Source organism: Neobacillus dielmonensis (assembly GCF_000612665.1).
GTDB lineage: Bacteria > Bacillota > Bacilli > Bacillales > Cytobacillaceae > Neobacillus > Neobacillus dielmonensis.
In genome coordinates, this window is sequence record NZ_HG942030.1 from 12,542 (window position 1) to 30,675 (window position 18,134).

The following is an 18,134-nucleotide window of genomic DNA, read 5'->3' on the forward strand; positions in this document are numbered from 1 at the left end:
TTAACGCATCACAGTATAAAGGGGCTATAAAGTATACCAGGGGGTTCATCAATGAAAAAATGGGCAATTGCCTTAGCCGCTGTCCTTTTATTGTTCACTGGCTGCAGTAAGAAAGATTCAGTGAAAACACCTGTACAGGAAGAAAAAGCGGAAGAGACAGTTAAACAACAAGAACCGGTGGAGGGGAAACAAGAAGATCTGAATGTTTTTCCTTTAACAGGGATCAGGACGGAGGCCAGTACAGATGGAAGGGCCGTTGCCGTGATGGTCAACAATCATCCGAAAGCAAGACCGCAATCCGGTCTATCGAAAGCCGATATCGTTTATGAAATGATTGCTGAAGGGGACGTAACAAGATTTCTTGCTGTTTTTCAAAGTGAAAAGCCGGCAAACATTGGCCCTGTCCGCAGTGCCAGACCTTATTATATCGAACTAGCCAAAGGATTTAATGCTTTTTATGTGGCCCATGGCTATAGTGAAGACGCAAGAGTGATGCTCGAGAGTAATTATGTTGATAATATTAACGGCATGGTCTATGATGGTACTCTGTTCAAACGGTCGAGCACGAGAAAAGCACCACATAACTCCTATATCACGTATGAGAATGTTGTAAAGGGTGCGGAAATGAAAAAATACTCGATGGACCAAACTCCCCCATCAAGTTTTAAGTTTTTAACAGACGAAGAAAAGCAATCCTTAACTGGCAACCCTGGGAGTTCAGTTATGATCACTTACTCCAATGGTGGAACATCGAATTGTATGTATGAGTTTGATGCCCAATCGAGTAAGTATAAGCGGTTTAATGGATCAGAACAAACGGTTGAATTGGATACCAACGAACCTATTTTATTAGACAATGTTTTTATCATAGAAGCCGACCACCAAGTGCTCGATTCCAGTGGCCATTTATCGATTGACCTCAAGTCAGGCGGCACAGGCTATTTGCTGCAAATGGGTAAGGTAAATGAAGTAAACTGGGTCAATAAGAACGGTCAAATTGTTCCGGTGAAAGACGGGAAAGAGGTTGGACTGGTTCCCGGTAAAACTTGGGTGAATGTGGTACCGTCGAAGCCAGGGCTGGCCCAGAGCGTCTCGTTTGATGCCAATTGATTATTTTTGAAAAGAAGGAGTATTGAAAAGATGCAGATTGATAAATTACGGGGCAAAGAACTTGATCAATTGTTTAATTCCATTCTTTCATTAAAAGATTTGGAAGAATGCTACCGATTTTTTGATGATTTATGTACGATTAATGAGATTCAAGCGTTGGCCCAGCGCCTGGAGGTAGCCAGAATGCTGCGTGAGAAGAAAACCTATCATGTGATTGAATCGGAAACTGGCGCGAGCACAGCAACGATTTCACGGGTGAAACGCTGCTTGAATTTTGGTAATGATAGCTATGAAATGGTGCTGGAGCGTCTGAAGGAACAGGAAGAACCGTCGGAAACAGCGGAGTAGAAATAGAACAGTGAAGCACATGGGGCAGGTGAACCTCATGTGCTTTTTGTTTTTTTCATTAGTGGTAAATAAACAAATAGGTGGTTTACCAGCTTGTCCCAAAAACAGGTCGTATGTGCCCAAGAATCGGTCGTAAGTACTGAAATATACATCGTAACTTTTTAAATATTTCATCGCCGAGGAGGCTCCCCGGCACGCCCGCTGGGTCGCTGAGCGCCTTCAGTTCCAATCAACTGGTTAAATGTCAACAGTGACCTTTAACACAGCCATTTTTAAAAAGGCCTGTAAGTAAATGAACAGCGTTCACTTCTTTGCTCGTCCCTCGCGCAGCCCCATTGGATACTATTTCTATTTCTAGATTTATTGTTTCCTTTTTTTAATTGTCCATGCAATGCTATAATGGTGAAATGGAATGAAATATAGGAGGCTCCTCTAATGTACGATGTTCGCGAATGGCGCCATGTATTTAAACTTGATCCTAATAAAGAGATATCAGAAGATAAATTAGAACAAATTTGTGAATCAGGCACCGATGCTGTCTTGATCGGGGGAACTGACGGAGTGACATTGGATAATGTTCTGAACCTAATGGCAAGAGTCCGTCGCTTTACAGTACCCTGTGTACTTGAAGTTTCCAGCATCGAGACGGTTACACCGGGATTCGATCTCTATTTTATCCCAACCGTGTTAAACAGCACCAAACCAGAATGGATTACCGGAATGCATCATCAGGCCGTAAAAGGATTCGGCGAAATTATGGATTGGCGCGAAATTGCGATGGAGGGCTATTGCATCCTGAACGGAGACTGCAAAGCTGCCAAACTTACTTCAGCTCATACCAATTTAACCACCGAAGACGTAAAAGCCTATGCCATGATGGCGGACAAGATGTTCCATCTGCCGATCTTCTATCTAGAATACAGCGGAACATATGGTGACATCAATTTGGTGGCTGAAGTCAAAAAAGTCCTAATCGGCTCAAACACAACCCTGTTTTATGGCGGGGGAATCTCGGGACCTGAGCAAGCAAAAGAAATGGCTGTACACGCGGATGTCATCGTTGTTGGAAATGCCATCTATGAAAATTTTCAAGCAGCATTAGCAACTATAAAAGGCGTTCGTTAGAAATTTGCCAGTAATCGGAAACAACGTTATGATAGATAATAAGAACAAATGTTTGATTTTGGGGTGAAGACATGCAATATTTAACAGATAAATTATTGAATGGGTTAAATCCAGAACAACAAAAAGCAGTCAAAGCAACGGATGGACCACTGCTCATCATGGCTGGAGCCGGGAGCGGAAAGACCAGAGTTCTCACCCATCGAATCGCGTATTTAATTGTTGAAAAACGGGTAAATCCTTATAATATTCTAGCCATTACATTTACCAATAAAGCGGCCCGTGAGATGAAAGACCGGATTGGGAAAGTGATGGGCGGTACAGCCGACGAAATTTGGATTTCCACCTTCCACTCGATGTGTGTGCGCATCCTGAGAAGGGATATTGACCGCATCGGATTCAACCGCAACTTTACAATTTTAGATACTACCGACCAGCAGTCAGTCATCAAAGGCATATTAAAGGATAAAAATATCGACCCGAAAAAGTTTGACCCTCGGGCGATTTTAGGTGCGATCAGCTCGGCAAAAAATGAACTGATGGACCCGGATGAGTATGGGAAATTAGTCGGCGGCTACTTTGAGCAAGTCGTCAGTGATGTGTATGAAGAATATCAAAAACGGCTGCGTAAAAATCAGGCGCTTGATTTTGATGATTTGATCATGAAGACTATCCAATTGTTTGACCGGATTCCGGAAGTATTGGAATACTATCAACGCAAGTTCCAGTATATACACGTCGATGAGTACCAAGACACGAACCGTGCTCAATATATGTTAGTCAAAAAGCTGGCTGCCCGATTTAAAAACCTCTGTGTCGTAGGGGACTCGGACCAGTCCATCTACCGCTGGCGCGGGGCAGACATCGCCAATATCCTATCATTCGAAAAGGATTACCCGAACGCTACTGTGATTTTGCTCGAGCAAAATTATCGTTCGACTAAACGGATTTTGATGGCTGCTAATAAAGTAATTGAGAATAACTTTAACCGCAAGCCGAAAAATCTGTGGACAGAAAATCCAGAAGGTAACAAAATCTCCTATTACCGTGCGGACAGTGAGCAAAGCGAAGCGCAGTTTGTCGCTGGTAAAATCAAAGAATTGACCTCAGGTGGCAAATACCGGCTCTCTGATGTCGCCATTTTATACCGGACTAACGCACAGTCTCGTGTCATGGAGGAAGTGCTGTTAAAATCCAATATCGAATACTCGATTGTGGGCGGCACCAAGTTCTATGACCGAAAAGAGATTAAGGACATGCTTGCCTATCTAAGGTTAATTTCAAATCCGGATGATGATATCAGCCTGCAGCGGATTATTAATGTCCCTAAACGGGGAATCGGCTCAAGCTCGCTTGACAAGATTGCTAATTTTGCTGGGCAGCATGATATTTCCATTTTCAAAGCACTCGACTCCGTCGAGCTTTTGGGATTAAGCCCGAAGATTACGAAAGCTGCAAGGGAATTCCGGGATTTAATTAAAAATTACACCCAAATGCAAGAATTCCTTTCTGTTACCGAATTAGTGGAGGAAGTCCTAGAGAAAACAGGCTACACCGAAATGCTGAAGGCAGAAAAATCCTTGGAAGCACAGAGCCGCTTGGAAAACCTTGAGGAATTATTATCAGTTACCAAAAACTTTGAGGAGACTAGCGAGGATAAGAGCCTGGTTGCTTTCTTAACCGATTTGGCCCTTGTCGCCGATATCGATTCCATGGATGATGATGGGGAAAAGGCAGACTCTGTCGTTCTGATGACACTGCACTCAGCGAAAGGACTGGAATTCCCAGTTGTCTTCCTAATTGGCATGGAGGAAGGCGTATTCCCCCATAGCCGTTCATTGATGGAAGAAGCTGAGATGGAAGAAGAACGCCGTCTAGCTTATGTCGGCATTACAAGGGCGGAGCAAACGCTGTTCTTGACCAACGCCCAAATGAGAACCCTGTTTGGCCGCACCAATATGAACCCAGCATCTCGATTCATTAAGGAAATCCCCGAAGATTTACTCGAAGGGATGGAGCCTCGCGAGTCCAATCCATTTGGATCAAGACCATTTGGGGCGTCAACCGGATCATCCTTTGGTTCACCACGAAGCTCATTTGCTGGAAAACAGGCGGCTCCAAGAAAACCTGTTACACGCCCAATTGCTGCTGCCACCGGCGGAGATGAATTAGGCTGGAAGGTCGGAGATAAAGCACAGCATGGCAAATGGGGAACCGGAACTGTCGTGAGTGTGAAAGGGCAAGGAGAGGGAACCGAACTCGATATTGCTTTCCCAAGCCCAACTGGAATTAAGCGCCTGTTGGCCAAATTTGCACCAATAAAAAAAGTGTAACTTTTTTTCAAAAATATATGTCAATAACAAGATGATCTTTTTATGAAAGGGCTGGATTTATGGACCTTCAAAGCGCTGAACAACGTGTCAAAGAATTACAAAACCAATTAAGTCAATACGGCTATGAATATTATGTATTAGACAATCCATCCGTACCGGATGCGGAATACGATCGGCTTATGCAGGAACTGTTGAAATTAGAGGAAGAATTCCCAGAATTAAAGACTCCGGACTCCCCATCACAGCGTGTCGGCGGAGCAGTACTCGATATGTTCGAAAAAGTAGAACATACGATTCCGATGCTAAGTCTGGGCAATGCCTTTAATGAGCAGGATTTGCGTGACTTTGATGCACGAATTCGTAAAGCAGTTGGTGAAAATGTTTCTTATGTCTGCGAGCTGAAGATTGATGGACTGGCAGTTTCCTTACGATATGAGGATGGTTTGTTTGCTCAAGGATCTACCCGAGGAGATGGCACAATTGGCGAAGATATCACCGCTAATATCAGAACCATTCAATCGGTACCGCTCCGGTTAAAGGAACCTATTTCCATTGAGGTTCGCGGTGAAGCTTATATGCCAAAACGTTCCTTTGAAGCGTTAAATAAAGCCAGACAGGAGCGGGGAGAGGAGCTGTTTGCTAACCCACGGAATGCAGCAGCTGGATCCCTTCGTCAGCTCGACCCAAAAATCGCAGCATCTCGTAAATTAGATACATTTTTATATAACATCGGCAATCCGGAAGTCATTGACGTGGCTGCCCATAGCGAAGGCCTCGATTATTTAGATCGTCTTGGTTTTAAAACAAATAAAGAACGCAGAAAATGCAGCACGATTGAAGACGTGCTCAAATACATCAAGGAATGGACGGAAAAGCGTCCGCAACTGCCATATGAGATTGATGGGATCGTTATCAAACTAGACTCTCTTGAGCAGCAGGCGGCGCTAGGAACAACAGCTAAAAGCCCGCGTTGGGCAATTGCCTATAAGTTCCCGGCTGAAGAAGTGGTGACCACTTTGTTAGACATTGAGCTTAGTGTCGGAAGAACCGGTGTCATCACGCCAACGGCAATTCTTGAACCGGTAAAAGTGGCAGGTACAACCGTCCAACGTGCATCCCTGCACAATGAAGATTTAATCAGGGAAAAAGATATTAAAATCGGCGATAAAGTGGTTGTCAAAAAAGCAGGCGACATTATCCCTGAGGTTGTTAATGTCCTTGCTGATCAGCGGACCGGGGAGGAAAGGGAATTCCATATGCCAACCCATTGCCCTGAGTGCGAGAGTGAGTTAGTCCGCCTCGAGGGGGAAGTCGCATTGCGCTGCATCAACCCAAAATGCCCTGCCCAAATCCGTGAAGGCTTGATTCACTTTGTCTCAAGAGATGCAATGAACATTGATGGCTTGGGTGAAAAAGTGATCAGTCAGCTGTTTGCTGAACAATTAATCAGTGATGTGGCGGATATTTATAAACTTACTTATGAGCAGCTGATTTCCCTTGAACGGATGGGGGCCAAGTCTGTTTCGAACTTACTAGAAGCCATAGAGGCTTCCAAAGCTAATTCACTGGAAAAATTAGTGTTTGGTCTGGGAATTCGATTGGTCGGGGCAAAAGCCGCCAAGACACTGGCCCAGCAATTTGGCAGCATGGACAGGCTCGCAGCTGCTTCCAAAGACGATTTAACCGCGATTAATGAAATTGGCGATAAGATGGCCGATTCGATTGTTAACTATTTTGAAATGGAAGAAGCTCAAGAGCTGATTGCAGAATTAAAAGCTGCTGGAGTGAACATGGATTATAAAGGAGCAAAACCAGTATCGGCGGAGGAATCTGATTCTGTTTTTGCTGGAAAAACTGTTGTTCTCACCGGTAAGCTTGAGCAATTGTCCAGAAATGAAGCCAAGGAAAAAATAGAAGCCCTCGGCGGCAATGTGGCTGGAAGTGTCAGCAAAAAAACGCATTTGGTCGTTGCCGGTGCCGATGCTGGCTCTAAATTAACCAAGGCGCAAGAACTTGGTATTGAAATATGGGATGAAGAGAAGCTCTTGGAAGAGTTAAATAAATAAGAGGTGGAAGATGTGAGAAAGATCTCAATTCTCGCTCTCTCCCTTGTCTTTTTGCTAACTGCCTGTGCACCCAATTTTGGCAAGCAAAACGAAGTCGTCCAAACGAAGGAGGAGGACAAGGGGAAAGCGATTATTCCAAAGTACAACATATCGGACAGCTATTATCGAACGATTTTACCATTTGAGCCAAGCGAAACTCGGGGATTGGTCGTGAATAACATCAATACGCGTTACGATTTGAACGAGTTTGAAATGGGCTTAATGAGAATCGCTCAAAATAGCTTTGATACCGATAAATACTACTTCCGGGAAGGACAGGAAATTAAGTCAAAGACCATTAAAGCCTGGCTAAACCGGCAGTATACGCCAGAACAGTTAAAAGCGGACAATATCAAACCGGAAGATAATATCGGTTTAAATCCAGTTAACACGGGATCGGCTGAAGATCCTAGCTCGCCTATTTATCTGGCTCATATATTAGAACATGATTATTTAACAAAAGACGATAAGGGAAATGTTGCTTTAGGCGGCATTACGATTGGACTTGCTTTGAACTCGGTTTATTATTACAAGGTCCAGCAAGGGGACGGTACGATTCAAAAAGAGGAAAAAATTGATGCGGCCGAAATGGAGAGCCAAGGGAAGAAAATAGCTGAAGAAGTAATCAACCGGATGCGGGGCATGAAGGATCTTGCGGATGTTCCGATTACAATCGCTCTATTTGCGCAGCAAAGCAAAAGCTCTGTTGTACCAGGGAATTTTATTGCCTATACAACGGTTGATAAAGGGAGCTCCAATTTAAATGACTGGGAAAAGATTAATGAAAAATACTATCTGTTCCCGTCTAATGATGCTGAAGAAGCCCATCGCGATGATGTGACTGCCTTCCTCAATTTTAAACAGGATGTAGAGGAATATTTTCCAAACTTTAATGGAGTCATTGGAAAGGCTTTTTATGCGGGTGACCAGCTTCAGGAATTAAATATCACGATTCCGATTCAGTTCTATGGAAAGACAGAAGGAGTGGGCTTTACCCAATATGTAACAGGCTTGGTGATGGAGCACTTCCCTAAGTATATTGCTGTATCGGTCAGCGTAACCTCTGTGGATGGACCGGAGGCACTGATTGTCCGCAAGGCCGACGAAGATGAACCATTTGTATATATCTACCAGTAAGTGAGATCCGGTTGACACCGGGTCTTTTTTTATGATGTCAAATGTCGGTAACAAGAGAATCCCCTGCCAAGTCCTAAACGATTGATACTATGAATATTATTTTGTAGAATGGGTATGAAATGTAAACGCTTTACATGAACGGGGAGGGGTTAAGACAATGGTACAACCATACAAACATGAACCATTAACTGATTTCTCAATCGAAGCAAACCGCCAAGCCTACCTGCAAGCTTTAAAAACAATTGAAGGCGAACTTGGCAAGGATTATGATCTTGTCATTGGCGGAGAAAAGGTTTCTACGGAAGACAGAATTATTTCAGTTAACCCAGCCAATAAACAGGAAGTCATTGGACGCGTTTCAAAGGCGAACCAAGAGTTGGCAGAAATAGCTATGCAAGCTGCCGTTGAAGCGTTCAAGACGTGGAAAAAAACCAAGCCGGAAGTTCGTGCAGATGTACTTTTTAAAGCAGCAGCGATTATTCGCCGCCGCAAGCACGAGTTCTCGGCATTAATGACAAAAGAAGCGGGCAAACCGTGGAGTGAAGCGGATGCCGATACAGCAGAAGGAATTGATTTCCTGGAATACTATGGTCGTCAGATGCTGGCACTTAAAAATGGCATGTCAGTTCAGAGCCGTCCAAATGAGCACAACCGTTATGGTTATATCCCACTAGGGGTCGGAGTCATTATTTCGCCCTGGAATTTTCCTTTTGCGATTATGGCTGGAACAACCGTCGCCGCCATTGTTTCAGGAAACACAGTCCTGCTTAAACCAGCTTCCACCACGCCGGTGATTGCGGCGAAATTTGTGGAGGTTATGGAAGAAGCAGGCCTGCCAAAAGGTGTGCTAAATTTTGTTCCTGGAAGCGGGTCAGAAGTCGGTGACTATTTAGTAGACCATAAAGATACCCGGTTCATCAGCTTTACCGGTTCCCGTGAAGTAGGCCTCCGAATTTTTGAACGGTCCTCTAAAATCAGTGAAGGGCAAATATGGATGAAGCGGTTGATTGCCGAAATGGGTGGTAAAGATACGATTGTCGTCGACAGTGAAGCTGACCTTGAGCTAGCCGCACAATCAATTGTTGCCTCCGCATTTGGATTCTCTGGGCAAAAATGCTCTGCCTGCTCCCGTGCCGTGGTGGTGGAGGATGTTTATGAACAAGTGTTAAACCGTGTGGTAGAATTGACAAATCAATTGACCGTTGGTGACCCATCTGATATCAGCAATTTTATGGGCCCAGTTAATGATCATGGTGCTTTCAAAAAGATTATGGAATACATCGAAGTTGGGAAACAGGAAGGCAAGCTGATGACAGGTGGCGAAGGAGACAGCTCCAAAGGATTTTTTATTCAACCAACTGTATTTGCGGACCTTGACCGGAAAGCCCGCTTAATGCAAGAAGAAATTTTTGGACCGGTTGTTGGGTTTACTAAAGCTAAGAATTTCGATGAAGCAATCGAGATTGCCAACAATACGGAGTATGGCTTAACCGGTGCAGTAATCTCCAGAAATCGTGCCCATATTGAACAAGCTCGTGAAGATTTCCATGTTGGTAATTTGTATATTAACCGTGGCTGCACAGGAGCGATCGTTGGCTATCAGCCATTTGGGGGCTTCAACATGTCCGGTACTGACTCCAAGGCAGGCGGGCCTGATTACCTATTGCTTCATATGCAAGCTAAAACGACGTCAGAAATGTTTTAATAGATTAGCAGAAACCTCTTCCCAAGTAAAACGGGGGGAGGTTTTATTTTTATATCTTGAGGAATATTTTGACAAAATAATACTATTGATGTAAGATATAAATTGCATATGCAATATATATATTGCATCATTGGTGTGGGTGATGATATGAAAAACAATGTAAAGATAACCCGAATGAAAATGTCGATGACTCAGGAACAATTAGCCATCAAAGTGGGTGTGACCAGGCAGACCATTGGATTGATTGAAAAAGGCGAGTATAATCCGAGCCTTCAGCTATGTATTGCAATCGCGAAAACGCTCCGTAAAACGTTGGATGAACTATTTTGGGAGGTTGATGAGTTATGAAGGATGAACGGCTAGTCTTGCAAAGCTTAAAGAATATCAGGATTGCCTTTGCGTTTCAAACTATATGCATTGTGGGGATGCTCATCTATGACGGTATCAGGAAAGGAATTTCTCATATTACCGACAGTCCACTATGGCTGATTTTTATGGCTACTTGCGTTTTATTGGGATATCTGAATATCCGAATATCAGTTGACGTTCAACAAACCTTCAATTCCAAAAAGCCGGGTCCGTATTATAAAACCTTGCTGTTATCATTGGCGGTTGGGGTGGTTTTTGGTGGAATCACTTTTATTGGGCCGGATGGAACACTTCGCGATGCCCTGCTCATCGGCGGAGTCCTGTTTATTTGCTTTTTAGCATCATTCTCTTATGCCTACTATCTGCGAAGAAAGCATTATGAAGAAATGGATGAGGATGAATCTATATAGTCTAAAGGAAAGCTGATACTTTTTGTATATCAGCTTTTTAATGTGTTAATGCACTTCTATGACAAACGGAACAGTAAACACCTTCCCGTCATGCTTGAATTGCCCCCAAATCTTATACAGACCCTTTTCAGGAAAGATGGTCATGAAGGTCACCTTAGGCCCATTTTCCTCTGTTGTCATGGGATGAATATGCAGGTATTGTTCAGCGTCGGCACTGATGGCGACAGCATGTCCCATGGCTCCTAAGTATGGTTGGAGGTCCTTTATTGGCTTGTGTATCTTTGCATCCCGGATGCTAAAAGTCATGTGCAGAATCTTGTTTGGCTGCAACTGGTCAAAAGAAAGCGTGACCTCTTTTCCGTTCACTTTCTTTGTTAGCTTTTTATCAGGAACAATAGGCCCAAAATCAGCCGGTTCACCCTCCACCTGGAGCCAGTGAGTCTCCACACTGCTATCTCCGCCGCCTTTTGGCGTAAACTCAGCAATCAATTTGTAATCGCCGCCCGCTGGAAATTCCCCTGTAAAATCAAACTGTCCATTTTCTTTATATTTAGGATGTATATGAGAAAAATAGGATAAATCATTGCTGATTATAAATAAATGCATCTTCTTCTCATGAACGGTTTCAAACGAAGTAATGGGTTGATTGGAGTTATCCTTGATTAAAATCGAAAGCGGAATCTTTTCACTCGGGTTTACATGCTCAGGGACTTTCCATTCTGCGTTAGTCGGCACAACATCCACTGGAACCGCGCTCATTTTATGGTCCATCATTGATTTAGGAACCTTTAATGAATTGCAAGATGTTAGCAAAATCGAACAAACTAGAATGATAGTCAAAATTAGATGCCTCATATAGCACTCCCCTCCAATAGAATAGGTAGGTACTCCTCCCTAAATGTACATTACCTTTTTCAACCAATGCAAGGACTTTTTGTAAAAGTTGTTAGACTGATATTACTAAAAAAATGATAAGATAAACATAATGGAAATGATTAAGAAACTTTTCCTCCGTAAAAATCGTTATATAGTAAGAGTGCAATATTCCAAAAGCACTGTGTCAATGGTCTTAACTAGTAAAAAACATCTCATGGAGGTATTGGTTTGATACCGTTATATTTATTGCACGTGACAGCTGTCGAGCATAGCGAGGGATTGCTTGGCATGTTTGTCTGCATCAATATCCTTGTGGTCGCGTCAGGGATTGTGTTTATGTATAGGTTGTTCAAACAGAAAAACGTTCGAATTGCAGCAATGACTTTCGGTATCGCACTGGTTGTGAATTACATCCTGATTGCCATTTTTGGAGATCCGTTTGATTTGCTTGGCTAACAAAGAGAGGAAGTGTGTGAATGAAGTATTACCGATTATGGGTAATTGCTTTTTTGTTAAAATTTATTGGTTCAGCCTGGGATGCGTCGTATCATTTTAAATATCTTTTTGAGGAATACTCCATCCCGCATATCGTCAACTTCGCCGGGTTTGTCTTGGGTGCCTGGCTGTTGTTCAAGGAGTGGCGGCAATCCCACTTTATGGATAAGTTTTCGCGGAACCTGATTACGATTGGGTATGCGTTATTTTTAATCGGCATTCCACTAGATTTTACCTACCATATCGCTTATGGGATTGATTTGACCACCTGGAGTCCAACTCATTTTATTTATTATATTGCCACCGATATTATGATATTTGGCGTTTGGCGGGGCTACTATCTGTATACCCATGACATACAGCCCACATGGAGGTCGCTGCATACGTGGTTTGCCATGTTCTTGCTGGAATGTTTCATGTTTCCTAACATGCAGCAGGAAAATGGTGCAATCTCTTATTCCCAATATATCCATGGAAAATCAATCGCTTCACAGGAAATCCTGGAGTTAATATCAGATCCAAAGTCACAAATTTTTGGCGGCATTCCTGAATGGGTATACCCGATATACTCGGTGTTAATGGTAGGGTTATTGACCGTTGTCATGATAAAAGTATTTCGCGATTACACTTTACCAGTAATGGCGGCCGGGCTTTACATTTTGATTCGTTTTATTTTTAAAGGGGCCTTTTGGGCTGTCAATTATCCAACTTCCTATGTCCCGATTACTCTCTTATTAATTCCAATATCGTATTTACTATTTAAAAGAACCAGCTGGGCAGCGGGAATTGTTGGAGGGTTAGGCTACTTTCTTGTCTTGTATGCGATACAACAGTCTGAGCTGCTTGTCACTCCACCACTAGTGTTATGGGAAAGCATACCAGCAGCACTTATCGGTGCCTTTATTCCAGTTGCTGTAGCGCGGCTACAATTTCTCCGGCATCCCGACCGGCAGCGAATAGTTTCGTAGTTGTCCAAGACGTAGTAACTTATTAATCGGTTCCAATTGGAGGAAGAGAAGGGGGCAGAGTTGGTTGTATATACAAATGACTCTGCTTTTTTCAATCAAAAATAAACGATGCCTCATCTTAAAGCATCGTCCATTAGATATTCAAGTCACTACAACGGTTTTCTAAGTTAAAAGCAAGTAAAAGATTGAATTTGCCGTAAACTTATACCGAAATAAACCCATCTAAATCCGGTCCAACGCCAGCCTGCGACAGAGGTTCGACCTACAAAAATCGGGTAAAACCAAAATTGGTCAAAGCCTCTCAGCCATACGTACGTGTATCTGAATAAGCATCTTGCAATGCCGCCTGGATCAACCGCAAAAGCGGATACTTGTTCCTGGGGAATAAAAGATGGCGGTGGCGCTGTAGGCGGTCCGGCCTGTTGTCCTTGGCCAGGTGGTGCAAATGGAGGCGGTCCACCCGGTTGCCCTTGGCCAGGCGGGCCAAACGAAGGCGGTCCACTCGGTTGCCCTTGACCAGGGGGGCCAAACGGTGGTGGTCCACCCGGTTGTCCTTGGCCAGGCGGGCCAAACGGAGGCTGAAACATGTCAAATAGTCTGTCTACAGGGTCAGTATAGTAATAATTCTCATATGGATATGAATAGGAATAGGCATCGTGACTGTATGGATCGTTATAATAGAGAGGTGTTGAAATAGGATACATAACATACACTCCTTTACTTATCTCACACTATCCTATTCATTAGTCATTCACCTATCAGCTTGTTCTCTTATAAATGTGTAGATGCCTACAAATAGATATTTATTTAGGGGATCCTCCTCTTGTCATTTCAACGGCATGAGTAACCAACTTCTGGTCGACTTGTGCTTTCATTCCGAAGAGCACCCGTATAAATTTCGTCCGCCGAATCCCCATGTGATAACAGACCATAATGATGGAAAAAGAAGCTCCGATTAATAACAGTGCCTTTCCCGCCACCGGTAACGATGAATCATAAATTCCAAACCCAAGCAGCACAATGACCGGCTGGTGGATTACGTAGAACGGCATAGATGCCTCGCTGCCATATGCCAAAAAACGGTTTGAAGCCGTTAAATACCGATCGGCAAGATAAAAGATGCCTAACATCCAGCTCCAGCAATTGACCGTACGGATGGCATAAAAGATGATATCTGCGAAGGAGCCAGGTTTTGGGCTCCCCATCATAAACCAGGAGATATATACAATGGAAGTCACAATTGCGAGACTGAAATGAAGCATGATGGTCTTTTTAACAACCGATTTAAATTCGCTGTCTGAGAAAAAATAGTACCCATAAACAAAGAGGACCAGATAAAAAAGCAAGTCCCATCCGCCAAGGTTCACCGTTTTAATAGGGCCGATAAGAACAAGAAATAATGGCAGTATGAACAGATGAATCGGCTTAAAGCTGCGTTGCTTTCTTATTTTGGGGGTTCTGTTAAACGAAAATGTTGATTTTTTTAGCTCTGTTGATTGGAGCGGAAGGCGCTCGACTCCTGCGGGAGTACGGGGCTGGGGAGACCCCGCAGGCGCATCAGCGCCGAGGAGGCTCCCCGGCACGCCCGCGGAAAGCGAGCGTCTGGAGCGGAAATCAACTGCCAAATTTAACAGGTCCACTTTTTTGAAAAAAGGAAAAGTAAGAAAGGAATAGACTAAAAGCACTAGCAAGTACCATAGATGTAAGCCAATAAAAGCGAAATTTCCGGATCCACCGATACTTAAATACACCCCGTCAAAATAATGTGGGATAAAATCCAAGAAAGATCCGCTGAATTGGTTGTGGGTCAATCTCTCGATGAAAACCTGGGGCGGGGACAAAATAAACACCCCCAACAATAGAGGCACCCCAAGCCTTATGAACCGCTCCTTAAAATAAGCACCGGCAGACCTTTTCTTCAGGGTGTAGACAACACTGATCCCTGATACAGCAAAAAAGATAGGCATAATCCATGAACTTGTAAAAAGTGAAAATACCAAAATACCAGAATAATTCAGCTGATTATTTTTTACATGCCACGGCCAGGGATTGAAAAACATCGAACAGTGATACAGAAATACAGCAAGTGTGGCCAGTACCCTTATCCAATCCAAGTCGTATTGTCGTTGAATCGTCTTATTCTCCATAAATCACCTCATTATACATATTAATCCAGTAGGACTAATTATCTAGCAAAACATGGTTTTTGACAATAATGTGAAACCAGTCACACATAGTGTTAAAAAAGTGACGAACGTCACAATTTTATCGGTCATGCCAGATTACAATATAGCTATAGAGAAAACCAACTAAATGTCAATGACGTGATTATATATAAAGGAGTGAACCAGCATGAAAAAATTAGTGATGATTGGCAACGGTATGGCTGGTGTAAGAACCATAGAGGAAATCCTAAAGCTGGAATCAGAACAATTTGAGATCACCATTTTTGGACAAGAACCACATCCAAACTATAACCGAATTAAACTATCAAACATCTTACAAGGTGATGCAAGCTTTGAGGAAATTATTATTAACCCTTTGGACTGGTACAAAGAGAACCACATTCAATTGTTCACAGGTGAATCAGTGGTGAAAATTGATGTCGAAGCGAAGACGGTCATCAGCGACCAAGGACGAGAAGTCGCCTATGACGAACTGATTATTGCTACCGGCTCCCAATCGTTTATCCTGCCGATTCCTGGTGCGGATAAGCAAGGTGTAACTGGATTTCGTGACATACAAGATTGTGAAAAGATGATCAAATCAGCACAGCACTACAAAAAGGCTGTGGTCATTGGCGGCGGGCTGCTCGGACTGGAAGCGGCTAGAGGCTTGCTAAACCTTGGCATGGAGGTCGACGTCGTGCATTTAATGCCAAACCTGATGGAAAGGCAGCTTGACCCGATTGCCTCTACCATGCTGAAGGCAGAACTGGAATCACAAGGCATGAACTTTTTGATGGAAAAAGAAACCGTTGAGATTTTGGGTGATGAGCGTGTCACTGGGCTGCGCTTTAAGGACGGCTCCGAAGTGGAAGCGGACCTTGTGGTGATGGCGATTGGCATTAAATCGAATGTGGAAGTAGCAAGAAACAGCGGCATCTACGTAAACCGCGGTATTGTCGTCAACGACTTTTTAGAAACAAGCGTGCCGCACGTATATGCCGTCGGAGAATGTGCTGAGCACCGGGAAATTGTCTACGGTTTGGTCGCACCATTGTATGAGCAAGGCAAAGTGCTGGCCAGCCGGATTTGCGGTAAAGTAGGAGAGCCTTATGAAGGGTCTGTTACGGGTACGCAGCTGAAGGTTGCCGGAGTTGACCTTTATTCCGCTGGCGAAATTTTTGAAGATGGTACCTCTACCAAATCCATCATGATTTATAATGAGTTTGAGGGAGTTTATAAGAAAGTTTTAACAAGAGACAACCGGATTGTCGGGATTGTCCTTTATGGAGATACAAAGGATAGCACAAGGTTGTACCGTATGCTTTCGAAAAAAGAAGATATCAGCGGCACTTCCGTTTTCCAAATGGGCAATAACACGGAAGAAGCAGACGATATTGCTTCCATGCCAAATGACGAACTAGTCTGCGGCTGTAACGGTGTGACCAAAGGTACCATTGTCGAAGCAATTCAAACACAAGGGTTGACCACACTTGACCAGGTGAGCCATTGCACCAATGCCGGGCGCTCTTGCGGACGATGCAAACCGCTGGTTAACCAAATTCTCGCCCATACGCTTGGCGACCAGTTTGATGCTGCGGCCGAACAAAAGACAAGCATTTGCGGCTGTACGACATTAAGCCGCGAGGAATTAGTGGCTGAAATTAAGGCAAAAGGTTTAACCAGCGTCAAAGAAGTCATGAATGTTTTAGAGTGGAACAACGAGGAAGGCTGCACGAAATGCCGTCCGGCAATTAACTACTATCTAGGCATGATTCACATGGACGAGTACAAGGACGACCGTGATTCCCGTCTGGTTAATGAAAAGATGCATGCCAACATCCAGAAGGACGGAACTTATTCTGTTGTGCCAAGAATGTACGGCGGCGTGACTTCCGCAGCAGATTTGAAAAAAATTGCTGAAGTGGCTGAAAAATATGAGGTACCATTAGTAAAATTAACTGGAGGACAACGGATTGGCTTGTTCGGCATCAAAAAAGAAGACTTGCCAAACGTATGGGAAGACCTCAACATGCCATCCGGTTATGCGTACGGTAAAACATTACGGACGGTTAAAACTTGTGTCGGTGCGCAATTCTGCCGCTATGGCACGCAGGATTCCATGGCACTCGGAATCGAACTCGAGAAGAAATTTGAACGACTCGATACCCCTCATAAAGTGAAAATGGGCGTATCTGCTTGCCCAAGAAACTGTTCCGAAGCCGGAATCAAGGACATCGGCTTTGTGGGAGTTGACGGCGGCTGGGAGATTTATGTCGCAGGAAACGGCGGGGTGGACCTCCGTGCCGGAGATTTACTAACGACTGTTAAAACCCAAGAGGAAGTCATGGAAATCACTAGTGCCTATCTGCAATACTACCGTGAGACAGCCAATTATTTAGAGCGGACTTCCAAATGGTTGGAACGTGTTGGGCTAGACCAAGTGAGACAGGTTTTAGGTGATAAAAAAACCGTTAAAACTCTAAATGAGCGGATGGATCAAACATTGAAGAAATATAATGAGCCTTGGAAAGAAGCAATTGAGAGCGAAGATATTCAAGATAAATACTATGCAAAGCATACAATTAAGGTCGGAGAGTGATCACAATGGTGCAGACAATAACCAGGATTCCCGTAGCCAATCTTTCGAATCTAAAGGCAAGGGCAGGGTATTCTCTCAAAATTGACGACAAAGAGATAGCCTTGTTTAGAACCTCTAAGGGTCAAGTGTATGCCTTGGAAAACCATAGCCCCCATCCAAAGGGCGGAGTCCTTTCCGAAGGGCTGGTCAGCGGCGAGTATGTGTACTGCCCGGTTTATGATTGGAAAATTTCTTTAGTCGATGGGCTTGTGCAGGCTCCTGATACAGGAAAAGTACAAACCTATGCAGTGGATATAGTCGATGGCATTGTATTTATAGTATTATAGTGAAAAAGCAGAAGCACTCTAGTCACTAGGGTGCTTCCGCTGTAAAAAGACGGACAACAGGGA

Annotated in this window: 16 protein-coding genes; 13 read left to right on the forward strand and 3 right to left on the reverse strand. The window is 43.8% G+C overall.

Annotated features, from left to right (window positions below; all coding sequences use genetic code 11):
* The first annotated feature begins 51 nt into the window (after window positions 1-51).
* The 9 genes from BN2425_RS02785 to BN2425_RS02825 all read left to right on the forward strand — a co-directional run bounded on the left by BN2425_RS02785 (window position 52) and on the right by BN2425_RS02825 (window position 10,639).
* The gene (locus tag BN2425_RS02785) at window positions 52-1,110 is read left to right on the forward strand and encodes a DUF3048 domain-containing protein (RefSeq protein ID WP_042454780.1); all 1,059 of its coding nucleotides are present in this window, start codon (window positions 52-54) and stop codon (window positions 1,108-1,110) included.
* Between the two features lie 30 nt (window positions 1,111-1,140).
* On the forward strand, window positions 1,141-1,458 hold the full coding sequence (locus BN2425_RS02790) for a YerC/YecD family TrpR-related protein (protein ID WP_042454782.1): 318 nt from the start codon (window positions 1,141-1,143) through the stop codon (window positions 1,456-1,458).
* A gap of 435 nt (window positions 1,459-1,893) precedes the next feature.
* Window positions 1,894-2,583, forward strand: coding sequence for a heptaprenylglyceryl phosphate synthase (locus BN2425_RS02795; RefSeq protein ID WP_042454784.1), 690 nt, complete (start codon window positions 1,894-1,896; stop codon window positions 2,581-2,583).
* A 71-nt stretch (window positions 2,584-2,654) separates the two neighbouring features.
* Complete coding sequence (gene pcrA / locus BN2425_RS02800; RefSeq protein WP_042454786.1) at window positions 2,655-4,913, forward strand: DNA helicase PcrA; 2,259 nt, start codon at window positions 2,655-2,657, stop codon at window positions 4,911-4,913.
* Window positions 4,914-4,972: 59 nt separating this feature from the next.
* The gene (gene ligA / locus BN2425_RS02805) at window positions 4,973-6,979 is read left to right on the forward strand and encodes an NAD-dependent DNA ligase LigA (protein WP_042454787.1); all 2,007 of its coding nucleotides are present in this window, start codon (window positions 4,973-4,975) and stop codon (window positions 6,977-6,979) included.
* Between the two features lie 12 nt (window positions 6,980-6,991).
* Complete coding sequence (locus BN2425_RS02810) at window positions 6,992-8,155, forward strand: CamS family sex pheromone protein (RefSeq protein ID WP_042454790.1); 1,164 nt, start codon at window positions 6,992-6,994, stop codon at window positions 8,153-8,155.
* A 157-nt stretch (window positions 8,156-8,312) separates the two neighbouring features.
* Window positions 8,313-9,860 (forward strand): L-glutamate gamma-semialdehyde dehydrogenase, encoded by a 1,548-nt coding sequence (gene pruA, locus BN2425_RS02815; protein ID WP_042454792.1) that lies wholly within the window; start codon window positions 8,313-8,315, stop codon window positions 9,858-9,860.
* A gap of 147 nt (window positions 9,861-10,007) precedes the next feature.
* The gene (locus tag BN2425_RS02820) at window positions 10,008-10,208 is read left to right on the forward strand and encodes a helix-turn-helix transcriptional regulator (RefSeq protein ID WP_042454796.1); all 201 of its coding nucleotides are present in this window, start codon (window positions 10,008-10,010) and stop codon (window positions 10,206-10,208) included.
* The gene (locus BN2425_RS02825; protein WP_042454800.1) at window positions 10,205-10,639 is read left to right on the forward strand and encodes a hypothetical protein; all 435 of its coding nucleotides are present in this window, start codon (window positions 10,205-10,207) and stop codon (window positions 10,637-10,639) included. The genes BN2425_RS02820 and BN2425_RS02825 overlap by 4 nt, the downstream gene beginning before the upstream one ends.
* Before the next feature lie 45 nt (window positions 10,640-10,684).
* On the opposite strand, the gene BN2425_RS02830 is transcribed toward BN2425_RS02825, so the two are convergent.
* A complete protein-coding gene (locus BN2425_RS02830) occupies window positions 10,685-11,494 on the reverse strand; it encodes a hypothetical protein (protein WP_042454803.1) in 810 nt (269 codons plus the stop codon).
* A gap of 249 nt (window positions 11,495-11,743) precedes the next feature.
* Here BN2425_RS02830 and BN2425_RS02835 point away from each other — a divergent pair, with 249 nt between their 5' ends.
* Together BN2425_RS02835 and BN2425_RS02840 are read left to right on the forward strand one after the other, a co-directional pair.
* Window positions 11,744-11,971: a hypothetical protein gene (locus tag BN2425_RS02835; protein WP_042454805.1), complete on the forward strand. Its 228-nt coding sequence runs from the start codon at window positions 11,744-11,746 to the stop codon at window positions 11,969-11,971.
* A 20-nt stretch (window positions 11,972-11,991) separates the two neighbouring features.
* Window positions 11,992-12,978 carry a hypothetical protein gene (locus BN2425_RS02840; RefSeq protein ID WP_042454808.1) on the forward strand — a complete coding sequence of 329 codons (987 nt, stop codon included), beginning with the start codon at window positions 11,992-11,994 and terminating at the stop codon, window positions 12,976-12,978.
* A gap of 167 nt (window positions 12,979-13,145) precedes the next feature.
* On the opposite strand, the gene BN2425_RS02845 is transcribed toward BN2425_RS02840, so the two are convergent.
* On the reverse strand, window positions 13,146-13,682 hold the full coding sequence (locus tag BN2425_RS02845; RefSeq protein WP_042454810.1) for a hypothetical protein: 537 nt from the start codon (window positions 13,680-13,682) through the stop codon (window positions 13,146-13,148).
* 99 nt (window positions 13,683-13,781) lie between these two features.
* On the reverse strand, window positions 13,782-15,125 hold the full coding sequence (locus BN2425_RS22920) for an acyltransferase family protein (RefSeq protein ID WP_235714558.1): 1,344 nt from the start codon (window positions 15,123-15,125) through the stop codon (window positions 13,782-13,784).
* A gap of 205 nt (window positions 15,126-15,330) precedes the next feature.
* Between BN2425_RS22920 and nirB the strand changes: the two genes are divergently transcribed.
* Both nirB and nirD read left to right on the forward strand, forming a co-directional pair.
* On the forward strand, window positions 15,331-17,745 hold the full coding sequence (nirB, locus tag BN2425_RS02865; RefSeq protein ID WP_042454812.1) for a nitrite reductase large subunit NirB: 2,415 nt from the start codon (window positions 15,331-15,333) through the stop codon (window positions 17,743-17,745).
* 5 nt (window positions 17,746-17,750) lie between these two features.
* Window positions 17,751-18,071, forward strand: coding sequence for a nitrite reductase small subunit NirD (gene nirD, locus BN2425_RS02870; RefSeq protein WP_154663451.1), 321 nt, complete (start codon window positions 17,751-17,753; stop codon window positions 18,069-18,071).
* Window positions 18,072-18,134 lie beyond the last annotated feature (63 nt).

What these genes read in the sequence shown, in the direction of transcription:
- BN2425_RS02825 (WP_042454800.1), top strand. Translation starts at nt 10,205, where the DNA reads ATGAAGGATGAACGGCTAGTCTTGCAAAGCTTAAAGAATATCAGGATT.
- BN2425_RS22920 (WP_235714558.1), bottom strand. Translation starts at nt 15,125, where the DNA reads ATGGAGAATAAGACGATTCAACGACAATACGACTTGGATTGGATAAGG.
- BN2425_RS02820 (WP_042454796.1), top strand. Translation starts at nt 10,008, where the DNA reads ATGAAAAACAATGTAAAGATAACCCGAATGAAAATGTCGATGACTCAG.
- BN2425_RS02795 (WP_042454784.1), top strand. Translation starts at nt 1,894, where the DNA reads ATGTACGATGTTCGCGAATGGCGCCATGTATTTAAACTTGATCCTAAT.
- pcrA (WP_042454786.1), top strand. Translation starts at nt 2,655, where the DNA reads ATGCAATATTTAACAGATAAATTATTGAATGGGTTAAATCCAGAACAA.
- BN2425_RS02790 (WP_042454782.1), top strand. Translation starts at nt 1,141, where the DNA reads ATGCAGATTGATAAATTACGGGGCAAAGAACTTGATCAATTGTTTAAT.
- BN2425_RS02845 (WP_042454810.1), bottom strand. Translation starts at nt 13,682, where the DNA reads ATGTATCCTATTTCAACACCTCTCTATTATAACGATCCATACAGTCAC.
- ligA (WP_042454787.1), top strand. Translation starts at nt 4,973, where the DNA reads ATGGACCTTCAAAGCGCTGAACAACGTGTCAAAGAATTACAAAACCAA.
- BN2425_RS02785 (WP_042454780.1), top strand. Translation starts at nt 52, where the DNA reads ATGAAAAAATGGGCAATTGCCTTAGCCGCTGTCCTTTTATTGTTCACT.
- nirD (WP_154663451.1), top strand. Translation starts at nt 17,751, where the DNA reads ATGGTGCAGACAATAACCAGGATTCCCGTAGCCAATCTTTCGAATCTA.
- BN2425_RS02830 (WP_042454803.1), bottom strand. Translation starts at nt 11,494, where the DNA reads ATGAGGCATCTAATTTTGACTATCATTCTAGTTTGTTCGATTTTGCTA.
- BN2425_RS02840 (WP_042454808.1), top strand. Translation starts at nt 11,992, where the DNA reads ATGAAGTATTACCGATTATGGGTAATTGCTTTTTTGTTAAAATTTATT.
- nirB (WP_042454812.1), top strand. Translation starts at nt 15,331, where the DNA reads ATGAAAAAATTAGTGATGATTGGCAACGGTATGGCTGGTGTAAGAACC.
- pruA (WP_042454792.1), top strand. Translation starts at nt 8,313, where the DNA reads ATGGTACAACCATACAAACATGAACCATTAACTGATTTCTCAATCGAA.